This window comes from uncultured Capnocytophaga sp., assembly GCF_938029845.1.
Taxonomy (GTDB): domain Bacteria; phylum Bacteroidota; class Bacteroidia; order Flavobacteriales; family Flavobacteriaceae; genus Capnocytophaga.
In genome coordinates this window covers 1-18,604 of sequence record NZ_CALHGG010000019.1, presented here as the reverse complement: position 1 = coordinate 18,604, position 18,604 = coordinate 1, and the positions used below count along the sequence as shown (strand labels likewise).

The following is an 18,604-nucleotide window of genomic DNA, read 5'->3' as shown; positions in this document are numbered from 1 at the left end:
ACATGCGCTGCTGCATAGGCTTCTATAGAAGCCTATGCAGCAGCGCATGTTTGCGTGGAGCTAATTGTAAATCTCCTGCAAACCAGTTGTTTAAAAAATGAAGATTTTTTTAAGTTTGCGTATATCATTGTTTTTTCGTAATATAGCGCAATAAATTTAATATTTAATTTATGTTTCAACAAATTTTGAATCAGTTGGCTGTAAGAGAACGCCAAATCACGCTGGATGGATCCGCCGTGGTTAAAGAATCTTTAGAAATGGTACAGTTCCTAAAAGACCTTTTAAGGAAGGTCAAGGAAGAGGTACTGCAACAAGGTTTTACGGACCAAGCAGAAGAGATACATTTCTTCCGTGAGGTACAACCTCAAATGGTTAGCAGACTCATTTTCTATAATGAGATCTACCAGATAGAAAGTAAAGCAACTTTACTCTCTACTGAGGCAGCTAAAAAGTTTCTAAAAGACAAAGAAGCCCAATGGTTTAAAGAATCAGAGACTTTAGAAGCAACCGATTTCTTTAGCTACATTGCTTTAGGAAGAACTAATCGCGATGTAGAGTATTTTACTCGCAATTACGACTACCTTCCTCAAAGCAATGAGGGGTATTTGTTTTCTTTTGATGGAGCCTTTTCTACTTGTCGTAGCTTTGAAGTTGCTAGGATAGGGGCTGCCAAGAAACTCTCCGATTATCTTTTTTTTTCGCACTCGTGAGGAAGAAGATATGCCTTTAGAAATTCTAAATCTCTTAGAATGGACAGGGCAAAAGACCGAGCTCATAGAGCTAATCTATGGTTTGTATGCTACCAATCGCATTTCATCAGGAAAAGTTTCTATCAAGAAGCTAACTGCGGTATTTGAAAAGCTCTTCAAGGTAGAATTGGGAGATCTGTATCACACTTTTCATCGTATGAAAGGACGCTCAAAGAACCTTACACCTTTCCTCGATGCTTTAAAAGCGGCTTTACTAGATCATATAAACAACTCCGACCAAAAGTAGTTTTGCTAACTTCAAATAAAAACGTTTAAACATTGTTTAATCAGTTTTTTAGGGAAATAGATAGTTTCCCTTTTTTAGGGAGAAGGATTTATAATCAAATATTATATTCATTATTTTCAATTATATTTATTATTTTCAATTTAACTCTTCTATAGAAACTCCCTAAACACACTTTTACCTCCATTTCTGAAAAAAAGCCCATTATAGCCCATTGGCATTTTTTAGACATTTCTTCCTATAAAAGTAGTTTATACTCCAAAAATACGTTACAATTATCTTGTAATACACTCATAACCAATAAAATAAATAAAAATCACTTCAACTGCGTTAAAATGCACATTTCAATAGGTAGTACTTGGCTGTTTATGTTTGGTATTTGTCAGAACTTTGCCGCCGAGAATTTAACCCTATACGCAATGAATTTAATCACCATTGAAGAATCTGCTTGGAAAGCCCTTATGGAGCAACTCCAAAGCATTGAAAACCGACTCAAACAAGAGCCTATTGAGTGGGATAGTTTGTGGCTCAACCAAAAAGAAATCTGTCAATATCTCCACCTAAGTGAGAAAACCCTATGGCGAATGCGCAAACGCAATGAAATCACCTACTCCAAAATCTATGGACAGTATTTCTATACCTTGGGAAGCATTCGCAAACTCCTTATCAGTCAATCGGTAGAAAACACTGAAAGCTACCTGCAATCCCTCTCTCAAAAAGCCAAAGGTTATGTTGAAAAAGCAAGATATTTTAAGTAGAACCGAAGGAGGACTACAGGTCTTCCAGCACTATCTACAAGGCAACTGGCGGGTAGGTAAAAACTTTAAAAACCCTTTCTATGACGATAAAAATGCTTCCTGCAATATCTATAAGGACAAACAAGGCATTTATAAGATGAAAGATTTTGGCAACGATACTTTCAGGGGTGACTGTTTTTTCTTAGTAGGTTACCTCTATCAATTGGATTGCCAAAATGCCTCTGACTTTATTGAAATCCTAAAAATTATCAATCGAGATTTACATCTGGGTTTAGAGGAATCCACCTCTATAATTACACAAAAACCTCAAATACCTCCCACTATCACCATAGAAAGCACTCAAGTAGAAACTAAAAAATCTATCTCTTACCAATTCACCCAAAAACCTTTTACCCAAGAAGAATTAGCCTATTGGCAGAAATACGGCATCACCCAAGAAATCCTAAACAAATACAACGTGATCTCTCTGCAAAGCTATTCAAGCACCAATAAAGACGGCAAACCTTACACTATCACCTCCACCTATAATGAGTGGATGTTTGCTTACCTTTTTAAAAAGCATTTAAAGGTCTATCGTCCCTTTTCTAAACTGCGCTTTCTCTATGGAGGTAATCCCGAAAACTATTGTTTTGGTGAGTCTCAGCTACCACTACAAGGCGATATTCTTTTTATCACCGCAGGTGAAAAAGATGTAATGAGCTTAGCCAGCAGGGGCTTTTCGGCTATCTGTTTCAATAGTGAAACAGCCCACATTCCTTTACAAAAACTCCAAAAGCTAAAAATGCGATTCCGACATTTAGTCCTTTTGTTCGATAGCGACGAAACAGGTAAAAGAGCCTCTTTAGAGCAACAAGCCCAATTAGCACCTTTAGAAGTATTCCGTTTGGTTTTACCTCTTTCAGGTACTAAAAAGGATAAAGATATATCCGATTATTTTGCACAAGGTAAAATGGGTAGAGACCTATTGCAACTCTTTTATCAGACCCTTAGCAAACACTATGAAGAAAGCTTATCGCTACTTAAAAACTGCGAAATTCAGTGGGATAAACCTCCCCAAAAACAAGAAACAATCATCTCCATTGGCAGAACTCCTGTAGGAGTACAGAGTAGTTTATTGGGTATTACAGGAGGCGAAGGTACAGGCAAAAGTCATTATGTAAGTGCCCTCATTGCAGGTTGTCTTAACAGTAAGAACCTTCCTATTGACACATTGGGCACAACGCTACTGCCTTGCCCCAAAGATAAAGTGGTGCTATTTTTCGATACAGAACAGTCTCAAGACCAGCTCTATCAAAACATTAGCAAACTGCTTAAAAGAGCTAAACTAACCTCTCTTCCTGATTTGCTACACGCCTTTTGCCTCACCCAACTCCCTCGCAGAGAGCGATTAAAGGTCATTCGTGAGGGCTTGGAGAGTTTTTACTACCAATGTGCAGGAGTGCATTTGGTGGTCATCGATGGTATAGCCGACCTTATTGGAGCTGTGAATAACGAGCAAGAAAGCGTGGAACTCATAGAAGAGCTTTACCTTTTGGCAGGTAACTACAAAACCTGTATTGTATGCGTGTTGCACCTCACCCCCAGCGGACTTAAACTCCGTGGTCATTTAGGCTCTGAACTACAACGCAAAGCAACGGCAGTGCTTTCTATCGAAAGGGAGAAGAACAGTCCTATCTCAGCGGTCAAACCGATGAAAATACGCAATGGCAGTCTTAGCGATACCCCACAAATACTTTTTAGATGGAACAATGAGCTGGGAATGCATAGTTATGTAGGCAATCAGAAAAACGAAGACCAAAAACCCAATAAAGCCAGTACCTTAGCCTCGTTAGTTTCTCCTCTTTTTAAAGAGCGAACTTTGTGGACTGTTCAAGAGCTGAACATAGAAATTCAAAAAAGGACTGATGTAAAGGAACGCACCGCAAAAGGTTATATCCGTACCTTAAAGGAAATGGGCATTTTAGTCCCTCAAGAGGGAAATGACCAACTCTTAGGAATGGGCAGTGTGCTAAAAGAACTTTTGGAGGATAACAAGAACTCACAAGGATAAGAAGAACTTTTAGATATTCTAAGATTAAGACCTAACAATCGAAGTATTAAACAAATATAAATATAAAAAATGGAAATCGACAGAATAGAATTTATAGCGTGGATGGAACGCATTATGGATCGTTTTGATTTGCTTAAAGAGCAAATAGACAAAGCTGAAAAACGCAAAAACAGCTTGGATGGTGAGGAACTCTTGGATAATCAAGACTTGATGCTCACCTTTAAAATCTCTGCACGTTCCCTGCAGAGGTATCGCTCCAATGGCAAACTGCCTTATTATACCATATCAGGCAAAATATACTACAAGCTCTCAGATGTACATCAATTTATCCGAGAACATTTCAGTGTGCCAGTAACAGCCTTAAAAGCCAAAAACGGAAATACTATGCCTAAAAAGGACAGCCTCTCTTAGACGTCTTACAAAGGGAGTAATTTTACCCCCAAATTAAAAAAGATGTTTAAATAATGGCAGAAAATCAACACGCCGATACGGCAAATTACGACAATCAAATCCCAGTGGATGAACAACTATCTGATATCCTACTGGTATTTGACAAAGAAGAAAAACAGCTCAAGGCTGTAAAAGGAATTGATGAGAAAGGAGAGTTAAAAACGGCTCCTGCTGACAGCAAATCCTTAGATGACTTTATGAAAGTAGACAAGCAAGGTAATATGCTATCTAATTTCTTTAGCAACTTTATGCGTCAAGTCCAGAACCCTTCTCGTTTTTCTTTCTTTAAAATACCGATAGAAAAATCGGTAAATACGATAGAAAAACTCCAAAACCATTTGGCAAAGCTCACTGAAAAGGGTAAGGAATACCTCAAGAAGTACGAAGTATCTCCTGAGCAGTATATCAAACAAGAGCAAAAAGCAGCTACTCTAAAACAAGAAGGAGAGACTGCTGTGGCTCAGACCCCTCCTGAAGCTCCTGCTCAAGCACAAGTACAAGAAGCTCCTGCTCAAGCACAAGTACAAGAAGCTCCTGCTCAAGCGCAAGCACAAGAAGCTCCTGCTCAGGCACAAGCACAAGAAGCTTCTGCTCAGGCACAATCTCAAAATACTCCTGCCCAAGAGGAACTCAAGTACAACCCTGATGCTATTGATTGGGAAACGCTACAAAACTTAGGGGTGAGTCGAGAGTCTTTAGAGAAGAGGAACCTATTAGAGCCCCTCTTGAAAGGTTATAAAACCAATGAACTAGTGCCTATTAGTTTCAATTTAGGCTCTACAGTAACCCGTTTTGATGCTCGTTTGTCCCTAAGGGAAGTTGATGGAAAAGTTGCAGTAGCCATTCACGGGATGCGCAAGGAACCACAATTGGATTATCCTTTCTTTGGTCACGAGTTTTCAGAAGAGGATAAAAAGAACCTGCTTACCACAGGAAATATGGGACGTACGGTTGAGCTTACCAATAGCAAAACAGGGGAGAAAATCCCTTCTATCATCAGTATTGACAAGCTCACCAATGAAATCATTGCCTTGCGCAGTGAACACATCAAAGTCCCCGATGAAATCAAAGGAGTCAAACTCTCCCAGGAGCAAAAACAAACACTCAAAGAAGGCAAGCCTCTGTTTGTCGAGGGAATGACCTCTAAAAAAGGAGAGCCTTTTAACGCAACCGTGCAGTTCAATGCCGACAAGCGTTATGTGGAATTTCTCTTTGAAGACAAAGCTCCTAAACTCGCTAATCAAGAGAAACTCACTGAGGCTCCTACAGTCATACGAGGGGTAACTCTTACCGAAGAGCAACACAAGGAACTGAGCAAGGGTAATCCTATTTATTTAGAAGGTTTACAGAGCAAAGCCGGTAAAACTTATAGCGGTTATTTTACTTTTGACAAGGACAAAGGCAAGGTAGAGATGAGCTTTAACAATCCTCAAAAGGACATTACTGATAAAGTTTCTTCTACCAAACAAAAAGCTGAAACTTCTAAAGCTAAAGAAGAAAAACGCCCTCAAAAGCAATCAGAAAAAACAGCTCAAAAAGAAACTGCTAAGAAGTCCAAGGGACGCAAAGTATAACTCTAATTTTTAACCTCAATACACGTAGAAAAATGAAAGTTATATTAGCAGAAAAGCCCAGTGTGGCAAGAGAAATTGCCGCTATAGTGGGGGCAAGTGAAAAACAAGATGGGTATTTGCAAGGTAATGATTATGCCGTTACTTGGGCTCTGGGTCATTTGGTGCAATTAGCCCTTCCAGAGGCGTATGGTTGTGTAGGATTTCACAGAGAACACCTACCTATTCTACCTCGCCCCTTTATCTTGGTACCCAAACAAATTCCTGAGGATAAGAAAGGCTACAGGTCAGACCCTATGGCTTTAAAACAGCTTAAAATCATTGATAGCCTTTTTAAGAAGTGTAGTTCCATTATTGTAGCCACCGATGCAGGTCGTGAAGGAGAACTGATCTTCCGCTATATCTATGAATATTTGCAATGTCAAAAACCTTTTCAAAGGCTTTGGATTAGCTCCTTAACCGAAAAAGGTATCAAAACAGGACTTGCCAATCTGCAAGAAGGAAGTGCTTTTGATTTGCTGTATGCCTCTGCTCAAAAGCGTAGTGAGGCTGATTGGCTGGTGGGTATCAATGCTACCCAAGCCCTGAGTATAGCGGTAGGTGAAGGGATTTATTCCTTAGGTAGGGTGCAAACACCTACCTTAGCAATGGTTTGTAAAAGATTTTTAGAGCACACACATTTTCAAAAGAAACCTTTTTACCAATTGCGACTCAAGCACCAAAAAAGCTATACTGATTTTTTCAGTATCTCAGCTAAAATTGAGGATAAAAAGGAAGCTGAAGCCTTACAAAAACAATTAGAAAAGTCTCCTATGGCCGAGGTGATTTCCACTGAAAAAGAAGTGGTAAAAGAACAACCTCCTTTGCTCTATGATCTAACAGGTCTTCAGAAAGAAGCTAATAAAAAATGGAACTTTTCAGCCGATGAGACCCTGCAAATCGCTCAAAGTCTCTACGAACAAAAATACATTACTTACCCACGTACTGGTAGTAAGTACATCTCAGAGGATGTATGGGAAGAAATCCCACAGCTGATACGTTTGTTACAAGAAAGTGAGGCATACGCCAACGAAGCTAAACTTGTGAAAATTGGGGCGCTGAATAAGAAGATGGTTAATGATTTAAAAGTAACAGACCATCACGGACTTCTTATTACTGAGCGCTTTCCTACCAACCTTACAGCAAAAGAAAACACTATTTACAAAATGATTGCCACCCGACTTTTGGAAGCGGTATCTGAACCCTGTGTAAAAGAAGTGCAAAAGACTCTACTGGAGGCTCTGCACACTGACTTCTTGGTAAAAGGTGTTCAAGTGTTACAAGCGGGTTGGCGCGCTATCGGTGGTTTTTACTCTGATGAAACTGCCAAAGACAGTGAAAAAGACAATGAAGGTGATAGCAATCAAGTGCTGCCTGAACTTGTACAAGGAGAAAGTATAAAGATTAAAGCCGTTGAAATCCTTTCTAAAACCACCCAACCTCCCGCTTTATATACCGAATCAGGACTGTTGGGGGCTATGGAAACAGCAGGAAAGACCTTAGAAGATAAGGCGCAACGTGAACTATTACAAGGAGCAGGTATAGGTACTCCAGCCACACGTGCCGCTATTATTGAGACGCTTTTAAAGCGCAATTATATTGAACGCAAACAAAAGTCTCTTATTCCTACCGATAAAGGAATGCAGGTATATGAGTGGGTAAAATCACTTACTATAGCCGATGTTGCCCTTACAGGCGAATGGGAAAGTCAATTGCAAAAGATAGAACAAGGAGAGCTCTCTCCCGATAGTTTTTCTTCGAATATGGAAGCCTATACCCATAGTCTTACTGATACGTTTTTGGCTATGGATATACCCCAAAAAGAAAAACTCAAAATCACCTGTCCTAAATGCAGAAATGCTTCCTTATTACTGTTTGAAAAGGTAGCCAAATGCCCTGATGAGGACTGTGGTTATGTGCTTTTTAGGAATGTATGTGGCAAACCTCTTACTGATGAGTTGCTCAAAACGCTCTTTGAAAAAGGAAAAACACCTCTGATAAAAGGAATGAAAAGCAAATCAGGCAGCACTTTCGATGCCTATATACGTCTGAAAGAAAATGGTGAAACTGCCTTTGAGTTTCCTGAGAAAACTTTCAAAAAGCGAAAATACTAACAAAGGTTAGGTAAACTTTCAGTAAAGAAAGTCTGTGAGCTAACACAACGGATTATGTACCATAGCCTAAGTGAAGTTTAGTCCTCCTGTTGATAACTTTTGTTTCAATATATTTGCTCTTTAGAAATAATATAGTACTTTTGCAAATGTTTTGCAACGATATATATTTTCAATATGAAGGGACTAACCATACGAAAGTGGATACAATCATTGGAGGAAAAGGGTATTTACAGCTTTTCTATGCAGGAGCTAAAAGAGGTATTTGCTCACCTTAAAGAAAAAACTATTCTCAATACTTTAGGGACACTTAAAAAGCAAGGAAAGCTCCTACCACTTTGGAATGGCATCTATAGCATCGTCCGTTTTGTGGACATTGGTAATGCTACTGATAACAAAGCTATCAGAGAAGAGGGAAAACCTTATTTCTACATTGAAACACTGATGCAACACCTAAAAAGGGAATACTATGTAGCCCTGCTCAGTGCAGTAGAAGTACATCTATCTCCCAAAGAGGCTTTACAGGCAAATGAAATTACAGTGATAACCTCCTTACCTCCGCTGAGGGATTCCTTTAGGGGACAAAGTAAGATTCGTTACCTTGTCAAAAAGGATATCAAAAACTTAAGAGAAATAGGAGTAAAAAGAAAAACCTTACCTTTTTCCATAGGGGAAAGAACTTTGCGGGTAGCCTCTTTGGAGCTCACTGCGGTTGATTTGCTCCTCTATGAAAAAGAGATAGGAGGCATTCAAAAAGCAGTAGAGGTAATTCAAAGGATTAAAAAACATCTGAGTTGGCAAGGGCTTCCTACAGAGGTAATCCTCTCTACACCTGTCTCTATTTTCCAGCGCTTGGGCTATGTTCTTTCTTTTATCAAGGAGGAAGAACTAGCCGAGAGGCTCAAAGAGAGAGTTCTTAGCACAGGGAAAAAATTTAGAAGAACCCTTTTAAAAACAGATGTCCCTGAAAAGGGAGGAGAGCCTTTTTGCCCTATTTGGAAAATCGTGGTAAATATATCTTTGCAGAACGACACTTTGTAAAAATTAAAATTTGTTGAACCCATTAAAAGTAATTTTAACAATGAAAGAAACACAAACCAAACCCCAGATCACTGACAGTACCTTAGGGTCATTGTCTTATTACGAGTTAAGACTCAAAGAGCTGTTACAAACGAGCTTTCCTAATCTTTTAGCAGACACTGTCTTTATCAAGGACAGAAGTGAGTATGCAGCCCAAGCCTACCAAGAGGCTTTTGAGGCGGGTATCAGTATTCCTGAATGTGATAAAATAGCCTCAGGAGTACTCTTCGATGGGCTCTTCTTCTCTCCCTTTGATATGGTTTTTGAGGTCGTTTCTCAGGAGTTTGATACTCAATTAGCCGATGAGGATTTGCGCCCCTTTGCTCTAAAAATCTTCCCAGAACTGGTTCCTTACTTTAAAAAGTACGAGAATGAAATCGATGAGGATTTTCAGCACTCCGCTGCCTATCAATCCCTCTACACAGAACTTACGGGTGCCATCGAACTATGGATAGAAGAAAATGGCATATCTTAAACGACTGAGCTTTAATCGCAATGCTCGTGCACTGGCGTTGGCTTTCGATTTAGAGAAGCAAAAGCGCACGCTTCTAAGCCAAGAAGAGCGAGAACTCTTACAACACTATTCAGGCTTCGGGGGATTGAAGTTTATCCTCAATCCCCACCAGTCTGAAGCTGATTTAAAGTACTGGGCAAAAGCTGACCAAGTCTTTTGGCAAGATGTAAGGAGTCTGTATGCCCTTATTAGAGAACATTCCGCTGATGAAAGGCAATACCAAAACTATGTACAAAGCCTTAGAAATTCTGTGCTAACGGCTTTTTATACCCCAATGCGTCTTACCTCGGCTATCGCTTCAGCAATAAAGGAAACAGGCGTACCTCTGCAAACAATGTTAGAACCTTCGGCAGGAGGAGGCAATTTTATCCGTGCTTTTAAAGAAGAGCACCCCTCTCTTGCGGTTACTGCCTTTGAAAAGGACTTACTCACAGGCAAGGTGCTCTCTCATCTTTACCCTCAGGAGCAAGTACATATCGATGGCTTCGAACAAATCAGCCCACTGAAAAGGAACCAGTTTGATTTAGTAACCAGTAACATCCCTTTTTCCGATACCGCTGTCTTTGATTTGAGTTACTCTCGTAGTAGCGATCCTGCTAAGGCACAAGCCTCCCGTAGGGTGCATAACTACTTTTTCTTAAAGGGCTTAGATATGGTAAAGGAAGGAGGAATCCTTGCCTATATAACTTCCCAAGGGGTAGCCGATAGTGCTCAAAATGAGATTATCCGCCAAGCGATGCTCTCCAATGCGCGCCTTGTCTCTGCCGTGCGCCTGCCTAACAACCTCTTTACCGATTATGCAGGTACCGAAGCAGGAAGTGATCTTATTATCCTTCAAAAAGACAGTCAAAGAGGCGCTTTAAACCCTATAGAAGAGCAGTTTTGCAATACAGCAAGGCTACCACAGGGGATGCTACAAAACGAGTATCTTTCACAAAGAGAAAACGTTATTTGTACGGATGCTCTTGCAGGCACCAACCTATACGGACATCCTGCAATGGTCTATACCCATAGTGAAGGAGTAGAAGGTATTGCCAAGGAGGTAAAAGAAAGAATCCTAAGCGATTTTAAAGCACATTATCTATCGCCTGAAACAGCACAACAAAGCCAAGCAACACAAATTAAGCTACAAGAGGTTAATTCACAAAAAAATGAGGTAAAGGAAATTGAGGTAAAAAAGGTTGAACGGCAAGAATTTATTGAAATTGAAAGCAAAATCAACGAGCCTTCCTTTGCTATTTCCAATACTAATCTCATCTCTAAAGAGTCAAAAGAACTTAAGAATCAAAAAATTGAACCCAAAGTCGTTCAGCTAAGTCTCTTTGATTTTCTATCAGAGCAGGAAGCCACCGCTACTTTAGCGAGCCCTCCCAACATTTCAGCAAAAACAGTCCCTACTATACCCACAGGAGCTAAAAAGAAAACAAAGAAGAAAACAACTACCTCTCAATTAGGGAATGCTCAAAAGTTAGACTTGTTTTCTTTTACTTATCCTGTCAATCAAGGGAATGAAACAGAGGTGCTTTCAAAAGCTTCTCCTGCATTGTATTACACACCTCCTGCGGTATCATTACTAAAAGAACCTGTACCTTTTGAGGGAGAATATTTACCTCATTTCAGAGAAGATACTTTGGTAGTACAAGCCGATACGGTGGGCTTTTTGCAAGATCTCAATAAGAACAAAACAGCTGCTACCTTTGTGCCTCTTGCGCTTTCTTCTTTGGAAAGGCAAAAAGCCATTGCCTATATCGCTCTGCGTGATGCTTATGCCAACTTGTACCATAAAGAGGCTACCACCTATACCCCTTATCCTACGGAAAGAGAAAATCTTAACGCCCTTTACGATACTTTTGTCAAGAACTATGGTCGGCTAAATAGTGCTGATAATATCAAGCTAATAAAAACCGATGCCTCAGGCGCTGAAATCCCTTACTTAGAGCGTATCAAAAACGGTGTTTATCAAAAGGCAGATATCTTTCACAAGCCTGTGGTATTCTCTCTGAGGAAGAATGAAAACATTTCTGCTGAAGAGGCACTACTCACTTCCCTAAGTGAATTGGGGCGGGTGGATATTCCCTACATAGCTGAGCTTTCTAACACCAATGAGGAAGAAGTCAAAGCGCAGTTACAGGGCAAACTCTTTTACAATCCTATAGAGGACGAATACCAAATTGCCCAAAAGTGGCAAGCGGGGGATGTCTTTACTAAAATCAAAGCCGTAGAAGCATATCAAAATACTCACCCTGAACATCCTAAGCAATCAGAAATTGAGCACGCTTTAGAGGGACTCAGGCAGGTAATTCCTACCCCTATTCCTTTTGAAGAGTTGGATTTTAACTTGGGCGAGCGTTGGATCTCCCCACAAATCTATAGTGATTTTGCCTCTTCGCTTTTCGATACCAAGGTAGGTGTGCAATACAGCGCTCAAACCGATGAGTTTTCAGTAGAATGCCGACAAAAGAACTTACATATCTGGGAGAAATACGCTGTAAAAAGTGAGAGCAGAACCTACGATGGTATTGCCCTCTTCAAAAACGCCTTGGTAAATACCACCCCTGATATTACTAAGAAAATAAAGATAGACGACAAGGAAGTCAAGGTGCGCGATATGGAGGCAATTCAACTGGCAAACAGCAAGATTGATGAAATACGCAATGCTTTCCCTCTGTGGCTCTTAGAGCAGAGTCAGGAGTTTAAAGACCGCTTGGCCGAGCAGTACAATCAGTCTTTTAACTGTTTTGTACGTCCGCAGTACGATGGTTCTTTTCAGTCCTTCCCTGGACTTGATAGAGAGAGTTTAGGCATAGAGGATTTGTATGATAGTCAGAAAGATGCTATTTGGATGATAAAGCTCAACAATGGGGCGATTTGCGACCACGAGGTAGGTGCTGGTAAAACCCTTATTATGTGCTGTGCTGCTCAAGAGATGAAGCGTTTAGGATTGGCACACAAGCCGATGATTATAGGGCTTAAAGCCAATGTACACGAAATAGCCGAGACCTATCGCCGTGCCTATCCTTTTGCTAAAATCCTTTACCCTGGCAAGGAGGATTTTACCCCTCAAAAGCGTTTGCGTATCTTTGGAGACATCAAAAACAATGATTGGGATTGCGTAATTCTCACCCACGACCAGTTTAAGATGATACCGCAATCCCCCGAGGTGCAACAGAGCATTTTGCAAGAAGAACTCCAAGATGTTGAAGAGAGTCTTTGGCAGTTGGAAAAACAAGGCAGTGAAGTCTCTCGTGCGATGATTAAAGGAATGTACAAGCGTAAAGAAAACCTAGAAGTAAAGCTCAAAACCTTAGAACACGACATCAATGAGCGCACCGATGATACAGTAGATTTTAAGATGATGGGCATTGATCACCTCTTGGTAGATGAAAGCCATAAGTTCAAAAACTTAATGTTCAATACAAGGCACGATAGAGTGGCAGGATTGGGAAACTCTCAAGGCAGTCAAAAAGCCCTCAACCTGCTTTTTGCCTTGCGAACTATTCAAGAGCGCACTGGCAAGGATATGGGGGCTACTTTTCTATCGGGGACTACTATTTCCAATTCACTTACTGAGCTTTATTTGCTCTTTAAGTACCTGCGTCCTCAAGCCTTAGAAAAGCAACAAATTCACTGTTTCGATGCGTGGGCAGCGATCTATGCCCGCAAGACCACCGATTACGAATTTTCAGTGGCTAATAACATTGTGCAGAAAGAACGCTTCCGCTACTTTATTAAAGTACCCGAATTAGCGCAGTTTTATGCCGAAGTATGGGAGTAGAAAGCAGAAAATGGCATAAAACTCATATCTGACTGAAATACAGCGGATATTGCTTGTTTCTTCTTAGGGTTGCATCATAGGAAACAGGCAGAAAAGGGAGCGAAAAGGAGGGAGTTCAGTTACCAAATCGTTCGAAAAACGATGAAAGGAAAAGGACGGCTGAAAGTGGTAACTAAAACGGAGTTTTCTCTTTCATTATCAATGTTTTGCATCGTTCAAAGTTCCTCAAAGAAGTGTAATTTTGCAAGTAAAAAACAATGGAAAAAGAAAAATTCAAGCTGCTTTTCTACCTCAAGAGAGGTACGCAGGACAAAAACGGAAAAAGTCCCATCATGGGACGCATCAGCGCAGGACGCTCTATGGTACAGTTCAGTTGCAAATGCTCGTGTACTCCTCGTTTGTGGGACAGTCGCAAAAACCGACTGCTGGGCAAGAGTGCCGAAGCCGTATCGGTAAACAAGGAACTTGACCGCCTTCAGGTGAGCATACACAAGGTTTATGAGTCTCTTTCGGGTAAATCCGATGCTCCCATCACGGCAGAGCGAGTACGGGAGCTTGTATTCGGACTGAACAGTGAGTCACAAGGACTGCTGCATCATACAGACGAGTATATCGACCGCTTCCGTGAGCGTGTGGGCATAGACCGCAGCGAACGCAGACTAAAATGCCTGTTGCTCTTTCACAAGCATCTGGCAAACTTCGTCAGGTATCGCTACCGTGTGGAGGATATTCCCGTGCAGAAAGCCGACATCGCCTTTATCAAAGACTTGGAGGACTACTTCGCCAAAGAAAAGGGATTCAAGCTCAACACTTCGGCTGGCTATCTCTCCATGCTGGCTTCCTTGCTCAAAGACCTGCATAAACGGCACATCATTGACACCTATCCCTTCATCAACCATTCCATTCGTTGGGAAGTGGGTACTCCACGTTACATCACAAGGGAGGAGGTAGGTCTTATCGCAGCCTTGGGAGAAGATAAATTGCAAGGCTATGAAAAAGTGTCGAGGGATATGTTCCTTTTCTCCTGCCTGACGGGGCTTTCCTATACCGACGTGTATCACTTGACGGAGCAGCACGTCTTTCACGAAGCGGGAATGACTTGGATACGCAAGCCGAGAATAAAGACGGGCAACGTGTGCCACATCCCCCTACTTCCCGAAGCCACTGCCATTATCGAGCGTTATCGGGGCATTCACACGAGGGCTTTCCGACACGAACCGCCCAAGGGGTATCTGCTGCCCATACCCGGATGCGACACGGTAAACATACACCTCAAAAAGATAGCACGGCTTTGCGGTATTCAGAAAACGCTGACCTATCACATGGCACGGCATACCTTCGCATCTCAGATGACACTGTCGGAGGGCGTGTCCATTGAGAGCGTTTCCAAAATGCTCGGACACAGTCAAATCAAAACCACGCAAGTGTATGCGGAGACATCTCCCGAGCGTGTCTTTCTGGACATAGAGAAAATACTTCCACAACTCGCACATTATCAACTGACCAACTAAAACCGCAGAACAATGAAAAGTACATTTGCCATACTATTCTACATAGATAGAAGCAAGACCAATGAAGACGGACTATGCGTAATCCGTTGCCGTATCACCTGTAATGGAACGTCCTCATCGTTTTCCACGCAGTTGCAAACTTCCCCCGACGAGTGGCTTGCCCGAAAAGGGTGCATCAAGGCGACAACAGGTAATTCAAGCGGCATCAATCTGCAACTGAACTCAATAGAAGAGTGCTTGCATTCACTCTATGAACGTACATTAAGGGAAGAAAACTATATCACGGCGGAATACCTCAAGGAGCGTTATATGCAGCAAAGTCGCCCCATGCCAACACTTACGGAGCTATATCAATCCGTTTGTGAATACAAGGAGGAATTGCAGGGCAGAACATTAAGCAAGGCAACTGTCAGGGCTTTTAAGGACAGCTACAAGAGTTTTGTTCATTTCCTGCAAGTAAGGGACAGGGCAGACTGTATGCCCACAGAGGTGGACAAGACTTTGCTTGAGGACTATCGCCTTTTTATGCTTCGGGACTTGGGAAACAAGGAAAGCAGTGTCGGCAACCGCCTACGCCACTTGCATCAGGTCATTCGCAAGGCATTGCAGGAGCGATACGTTCGTGAAGACCCTTTTGAACTCATAGACATAGAAACGCCTACCTACGAGCGCAATGCACTTACGGCGGACGACCTGCAAAAACTCTTGGCTTACCGTCCGCACCGCTCGACAGATAACCATTGCAGACTTATTTTCCTCTTGGGATGTTTCACGGGGCTGGCATTCTCAGACTTAAAGAAACTCCGAATGGACGATGTTTATACATTCGGGGATGGGCGTAGGTACATATCGCTCTGTCGAACAAAGACACAGAACAGAAGTATTGTCCCGTTGCTGCCCGTTGCCGAGAAAATACTCGCCATTGTGAGCCACGGACGAAGGGAGGGGCTTTTCTTTCGAGAGTTTCCCAGCAACAGTAATTTCAATAGAACTATTCAGGAGATATGTATTAAGGCAGGACTGCCACCGCATACTCAAGCGACCTCGCACACCGCACGGCACACCTTTGCCACGACCATCTGTCTGGAGAACGGACTTCCGATAGAGACGGTGAGCAAGATGCTGGGGCATCGCTTCATCTCCACGACCGAGATTTATGCACGGGTGACCAAGAGCAAGATTGCCAAGGAAATGCAACCCCTGATGGGTAGTGAGCATACAAGGGTACTGCGTAAAGCCTTACGGCTGTGTCCGTCAAGAACACCGAAAAAGTCAAGTCCCATAATTGGGATGTAACAGCCGTAATGAATGATTCAAAAAAAAGAAGTCCAACTTTTTAACAAGAAAAACAATGAAACAGAAGAACAAAAAGGAACTTTCCTACTTCCGATTGAAGTTAAGAAGTTACATGAGTGAGCATCACCCCGAAAAGTTGCAAGATACGGAGTTTATCACTGCACGGGCAGATATGGCTCTCACAGTTTACTGCGATGCTGTAGCACAAGGCTTTACACACATTGAAGCGGAGAGCATGGCAAGCGAGGCATTGTATCAAGGCTTGCACTTTTCCAAGTACGATACGCTTATATCCGTGTTGGAAAACGAGTTTGAAAGGGAACTTCCTGCACCGCTCCCAGAGAAACTCGTACCTATACTGTTGTCGAACAAGGCTGTTCAAGCCACATTCGACAAGTTCGGTTTGACGGACACATTGGCTTCTGACGAGCAATACGGCCGTCTTTACACCGAACTGACAGGCACGATAGTGCTGCTCATCGAGAGCAACAATCTGCCAACGGTCAGACTGACGGAGGAAGCAAGCCTGAAGGCGTTGTAGGCAAAGGCGGCGCACGCAAAGTTCCTGATGCCGTTTCTTATCGTGCAAAGGTACAACGGCAGCCTGTCTGCCCTGACAAGGTCGAGTCCTGCGGATGGAGAGAAGAATCTCCACCGCAGGATTTCTCTGTTTCAAGGTGGTATTGCCATTTTCTATATCCATGCGGTCGTATTCATCTCTCCCAACCTTGCAGGGCTGGGCTGCCGTAGAGAGTATAGGCACGACAAGAATACGGCATACTCAGGCTCTTTGGACGCAAGGCGTAACAACTAACAACAGATAGGACTGACGATAATACGGACAATCTATTGTTTGTACAATTTGTTGTCATGACTATCTGTTGTCAAAACTATATATCGTCAAAATAATCTATCGATAAAACTATCTATCGACACTTCGACATCTCGATTTGTCGAACTATCGAATTATCGATAAAACAACAAGATAATAAAAGGAACGAGCCGGCACCTCATCTCATTACCGCAATAACACAGACGGATTTCCTTTGTTTTTCTATTGCTTTCTCTCTATTTCCCTGCTTATCCTCATTTCTTGCAGTGGTGCTTCCGAGGGGTTACTTTTGCACCCGAGAAGTACGGCAATGGACTGCATAACAGTTTGTTTGCTGAGTAACAATAAAGTAATCAAAACAAAATTAAGGCAATGAAACTCATTATCATCGACCGCAAAGCGTGGGAGCGACATCGCTCCGAATTTGCAGACTTTATCCATCGTGTGGAAAAACTCATCGGTAATCCTCCCAAGACCGAGCAATGGCTCGACAACGAAGCCGTGTGCAAGCGTTTAGGCATCAGCAAGCGTACCCTACAATCATACCGAGATACGGGCAAAATCCCTTTCTCCATGATTGGACATAAGTGTTATTACAAACAGACCGACATCTGTGAAATGCTGAATGCAGTCAAGGATTGAAATCAAAGAATGAATGAATTATGGCAGAGAATGAAATCATTACGCGGGAAGACCCTCAGATGCAGTTGTTTTCACAACTGATGGAAGGCACTTTGAAGAAGTTGGAGCGGTATTGCTCTACCGCCCGTCCGATGCTGAATGGTGAGGTTTACCTTTCGGGTGAGGAGGTTTGCAGCCAATTACGGCTCAGCACACGCACGCTCCAAGAGTACAGAAACTCAGGAACGCTTCCTTTCTACAAAATCGGAGGGAAGATACTCTACAAGCAGAGCGACATACAAGCCATGCTTGAAAAACACTATAACCCGATACCCAAGAAATTATGGCAAGAATAGATGAAAAAAGGAAACAACGCTTGGAACAAGCCATTAGAGATATGGGAAATTATGGCGTTAAGCTCCGCAAGCCCGAAGAGTTACCCGATTTTGACCAGCCCTTCGATTATGAAGAGGAAAAGAGAAGGTTTGAGCCTGTTGATAAAGTTGAGGAACAAAATGACAAGGAGAGTAACAAGGATTTTTCTCAACCGTCCTATCAAGAAACAGCGTTGTCGCCAACAGAAAGGGCTACTTCTACCGAAGAATTTCATCAAAGAATGGGAAAAACAAAGGACAGAAAGCAATTATCCGAGTTTCAGGGGAAATATCTCCAGCCCTTTCGCAACAGCCACCGCAAAGCCGTGTATGTATCAGAGGAAACCCAACGAAAGTTAGACTTCGTGGTGCGGAGAATCGGTGAGCATGGAGCGAGCGTTTCGGGATATGTCGAACAGGTACTGCGGGAACACCTCGACCAATACAAGGAAGATGTGGAAAGATGGAGGAAACTCTGAATTACTGCATTCCTCGAATGCAAGCCTACGCCGAGTTACTGTATTCAATGAATGCAGTAACACAGCAGGGGCTTATAATCCCATTTTCTACATCAGCAAGGTGTGTCTTTGTACCACAAATTGCCATTTGTACCACAAAGACCCTTGCCC

17 protein-coding genes are annotated in these 18,604 nt (G+C 42.2%); all 17 read left to right on the top strand.

Translation table 11 applies throughout. The features are described from left to right. Positions 1-170 precede the first annotated feature (170 nt). The 17 genes from Q0625_RS01340 (at position 171) to Q0625_RS01260 (ending at position 18,454) form a co-directional block, all read left to right on the top strand. Complete coding sequence (locus Q0625_RS01340; RefSeq protein ID WP_298823100.1) at positions 171-710, top strand: RteC domain-containing protein; 540 nt, start codon at positions 171-173, stop codon at positions 708-710. A gap of 10 nt (positions 711-720) precedes the next feature. Then, the gene (locus Q0625_RS01335; RefSeq protein WP_016419155.1) at positions 721-996 is read left to right on the top strand and encodes an RteC domain-containing protein; all 276 of its coding nucleotides are present in this window, start codon (positions 721-723) and stop codon (positions 994-996) included. 344 nt (positions 997-1,340) lie between these two features. Beyond that, positions 1,341-1,751: a helix-turn-helix domain-containing protein gene (locus tag Q0625_RS01330; RefSeq protein ID WP_298823101.1), complete on the top strand. Its 411-nt coding sequence runs from the start codon at positions 1,341-1,343 to the stop codon at positions 1,749-1,751. After that, on the top strand, positions 1,723-3,801 hold the full coding sequence (locus Q0625_RS01325; protein WP_298823099.1) for a bifunctional DNA primase/helicase: 2,079 nt from the start codon (positions 1,723-1,725) through the stop codon (positions 3,799-3,801). The genes Q0625_RS01330 and Q0625_RS01325 overlap by 29 nt, the downstream gene beginning before the upstream one ends. 69 nt (positions 3,802-3,870) lie before the next feature. Then, positions 3,871-4,212, top strand: coding sequence for a helix-turn-helix domain-containing protein (locus Q0625_RS01320; RefSeq protein WP_009389008.1), 342 nt, complete (start codon positions 3,871-3,873; stop codon positions 4,210-4,212). 53 nt (positions 4,213-4,265) lie between these two features. Next, complete coding sequence (locus tag Q0625_RS01315) at positions 4,266-5,825, top strand: DUF3945 domain-containing protein (protein WP_298823098.1); 1,560 nt, start codon at positions 4,266-4,268, stop codon at positions 5,823-5,825. Between the two features lie 32 nt (positions 5,826-5,857). Further along, on the top strand, positions 5,858-7,975 hold the full coding sequence (locus tag Q0625_RS01310) for a type IA DNA topoisomerase (RefSeq protein WP_298823097.1): 2,118 nt from the start codon (positions 5,858-5,860) through the stop codon (positions 7,973-7,975). Positions 7,976-8,149: 174 nt separating this feature from the next. Beyond that, on the top strand, positions 8,150-9,013 hold the full coding sequence (locus Q0625_RS01305; protein ID WP_298823096.1) for a type IV toxin-antitoxin system AbiEi family antitoxin: 864 nt from the start codon (positions 8,150-8,152) through the stop codon (positions 9,011-9,013). Between the two features lie 40 nt (positions 9,014-9,053). Further along, complete coding sequence (locus Q0625_RS01300) at positions 9,054-9,527, top strand: DUF1896 family protein (RefSeq protein WP_002676212.1); 474 nt, start codon at positions 9,054-9,056, stop codon at positions 9,525-9,527. Then, positions 9,514-13,341, top strand: a complete 3,828-nt coding sequence (locus tag Q0625_RS01295; RefSeq protein WP_298823095.1) for an N-6 DNA methylase — start codon at positions 9,514-9,516, stop codon at positions 13,339-13,341. The genes Q0625_RS01300 and Q0625_RS01295 overlap by 14 nt, the downstream gene beginning before the upstream one ends. A gap of 257 nt (positions 13,342-13,598) precedes the next feature. Then, the gene (locus Q0625_RS01290) at positions 13,599-14,852 is read left to right on the top strand and encodes a site-specific integrase (protein WP_004359018.1); all 1,254 of its coding nucleotides are present in this window, start codon (positions 13,599-13,601) and stop codon (positions 14,850-14,852) included. A gap of 12 nt (positions 14,853-14,864) precedes the next feature. Continuing rightward, positions 14,865-16,148, top strand: a complete 1,284-nt coding sequence (locus Q0625_RS01285) for a site-specific integrase (RefSeq protein ID WP_004378883.1) — start codon at positions 14,865-14,867, stop codon at positions 16,146-16,148. Positions 16,149-16,203: 55 nt separating this feature from the next. Beyond that, the gene (locus Q0625_RS01280; RefSeq protein WP_004359020.1) at positions 16,204-16,689 is read left to right on the top strand and encodes a DUF1896 domain-containing protein; all 486 of its coding nucleotides are present in this window, start codon (positions 16,204-16,206) and stop codon (positions 16,687-16,689) included. A gap of 94 nt (positions 16,690-16,783) precedes the next feature. Beyond that, complete coding sequence (locus Q0625_RS01275) at positions 16,784-16,972, top strand: hypothetical protein (RefSeq protein WP_144005928.1); 189 nt, start codon at positions 16,784-16,786, stop codon at positions 16,970-16,972. Positions 16,973-17,352: 380 nt separating this feature from the next. Beyond that, complete coding sequence (locus tag Q0625_RS01270) at positions 17,353-17,622, top strand: helix-turn-helix domain-containing protein (protein ID WP_004359021.1); 270 nt, start codon at positions 17,353-17,355, stop codon at positions 17,620-17,622. 20 nt (positions 17,623-17,642) lie between these two features. Beyond that, positions 17,643-17,957, top strand: coding sequence for a helix-turn-helix domain-containing protein (locus tag Q0625_RS01265; protein WP_004359023.1), 315 nt, complete (start codon positions 17,643-17,645; stop codon positions 17,955-17,957). Then, the gene (locus tag Q0625_RS01260) at positions 17,945-18,454 is read left to right on the top strand and encodes a DUF3408 domain-containing protein (protein ID WP_004359024.1); all 510 of its coding nucleotides are present in this window, start codon (positions 17,945-17,947) and stop codon (positions 18,452-18,454) included. Before Q0625_RS01265 ends, Q0625_RS01260 begins: the two co-directional genes overlap by 13 nt. Positions 18,455-18,604: the final 150 nt, after the last annotated feature.

Excerpts from the sequence above, each read along its gene's own strand:
- Q0625_RS01275 (WP_144005928.1), top strand. The coding sequence starts at position 16,784 with ATGGAGAGAAGAATCTCCACCGCAGGATTTCTCTGTTTCAAGGTGGTA.
- Q0625_RS01290 (WP_004359018.1), top strand. The coding sequence starts at position 13,599 with ATGGAAAAAGAAAAATTCAAGCTGCTTTTCTACCTCAAGAGAGGTACG.
- Q0625_RS01335 (WP_016419155.1), top strand. The coding sequence starts at position 721 with ATGCCTTTAGAAATTCTAAATCTCTTAGAATGGACAGGGCAAAAGACC.
- Q0625_RS01325 (WP_298823099.1), top strand. The coding sequence starts at position 1,723 with ATGTTGAAAAAGCAAGATATTTTAAGTAGAACCGAAGGAGGACTACAG.
- Q0625_RS01280 (WP_004359020.1), top strand. The coding sequence starts at position 16,204 with ATGAAACAGAAGAACAAAAAGGAACTTTCCTACTTCCGATTGAAGTTA.
- Q0625_RS01340 (WP_298823100.1), top strand. The coding sequence starts at position 171 with ATGTTTCAACAAATTTTGAATCAGTTGGCTGTAAGAGAACGCCAAATC.
- Q0625_RS01315 (WP_298823098.1), top strand. The coding sequence starts at position 4,266 with ATGGCAGAAAATCAACACGCCGATACGGCAAATTACGACAATCAAATC.
- Q0625_RS01310 (WP_298823097.1), top strand. The coding sequence starts at position 5,858 with ATGAAAGTTATATTAGCAGAAAAGCCCAGTGTGGCAAGAGAAATTGCC.
- Q0625_RS01300 (WP_002676212.1), top strand. The coding sequence starts at position 9,054 with ATGAAAGAAACACAAACCAAACCCCAGATCACTGACAGTACCTTAGGG.
- Q0625_RS01320 (WP_009389008.1), top strand. The coding sequence starts at position 3,871 with ATGGAAATCGACAGAATAGAATTTATAGCGTGGATGGAACGCATTATG.
- Q0625_RS01270 (WP_004359021.1), top strand. The coding sequence starts at position 17,353 with ATGAAACTCATTATCATCGACCGCAAAGCGTGGGAGCGACATCGCTCC.
- Q0625_RS01305 (WP_298823096.1), top strand. The coding sequence starts at position 8,150 with ATGAAGGGACTAACCATACGAAAGTGGATACAATCATTGGAGGAAAAG.
- Q0625_RS01260 (WP_004359024.1), top strand. The coding sequence starts at position 17,945 with ATGGCAAGAATAGATGAAAAAAGGAAACAACGCTTGGAACAAGCCATT.
- Q0625_RS01295 (WP_298823095.1), top strand. The coding sequence starts at position 9,514 with ATGGCATATCTTAAACGACTGAGCTTTAATCGCAATGCTCGTGCACTG.
- Q0625_RS01285 (WP_004378883.1), top strand. The coding sequence starts at position 14,865 with ATGAAAAGTACATTTGCCATACTATTCTACATAGATAGAAGCAAGACC.
- Q0625_RS01265 (WP_004359023.1), top strand. The coding sequence starts at position 17,643 with ATGGCAGAGAATGAAATCATTACGCGGGAAGACCCTCAGATGCAGTTG.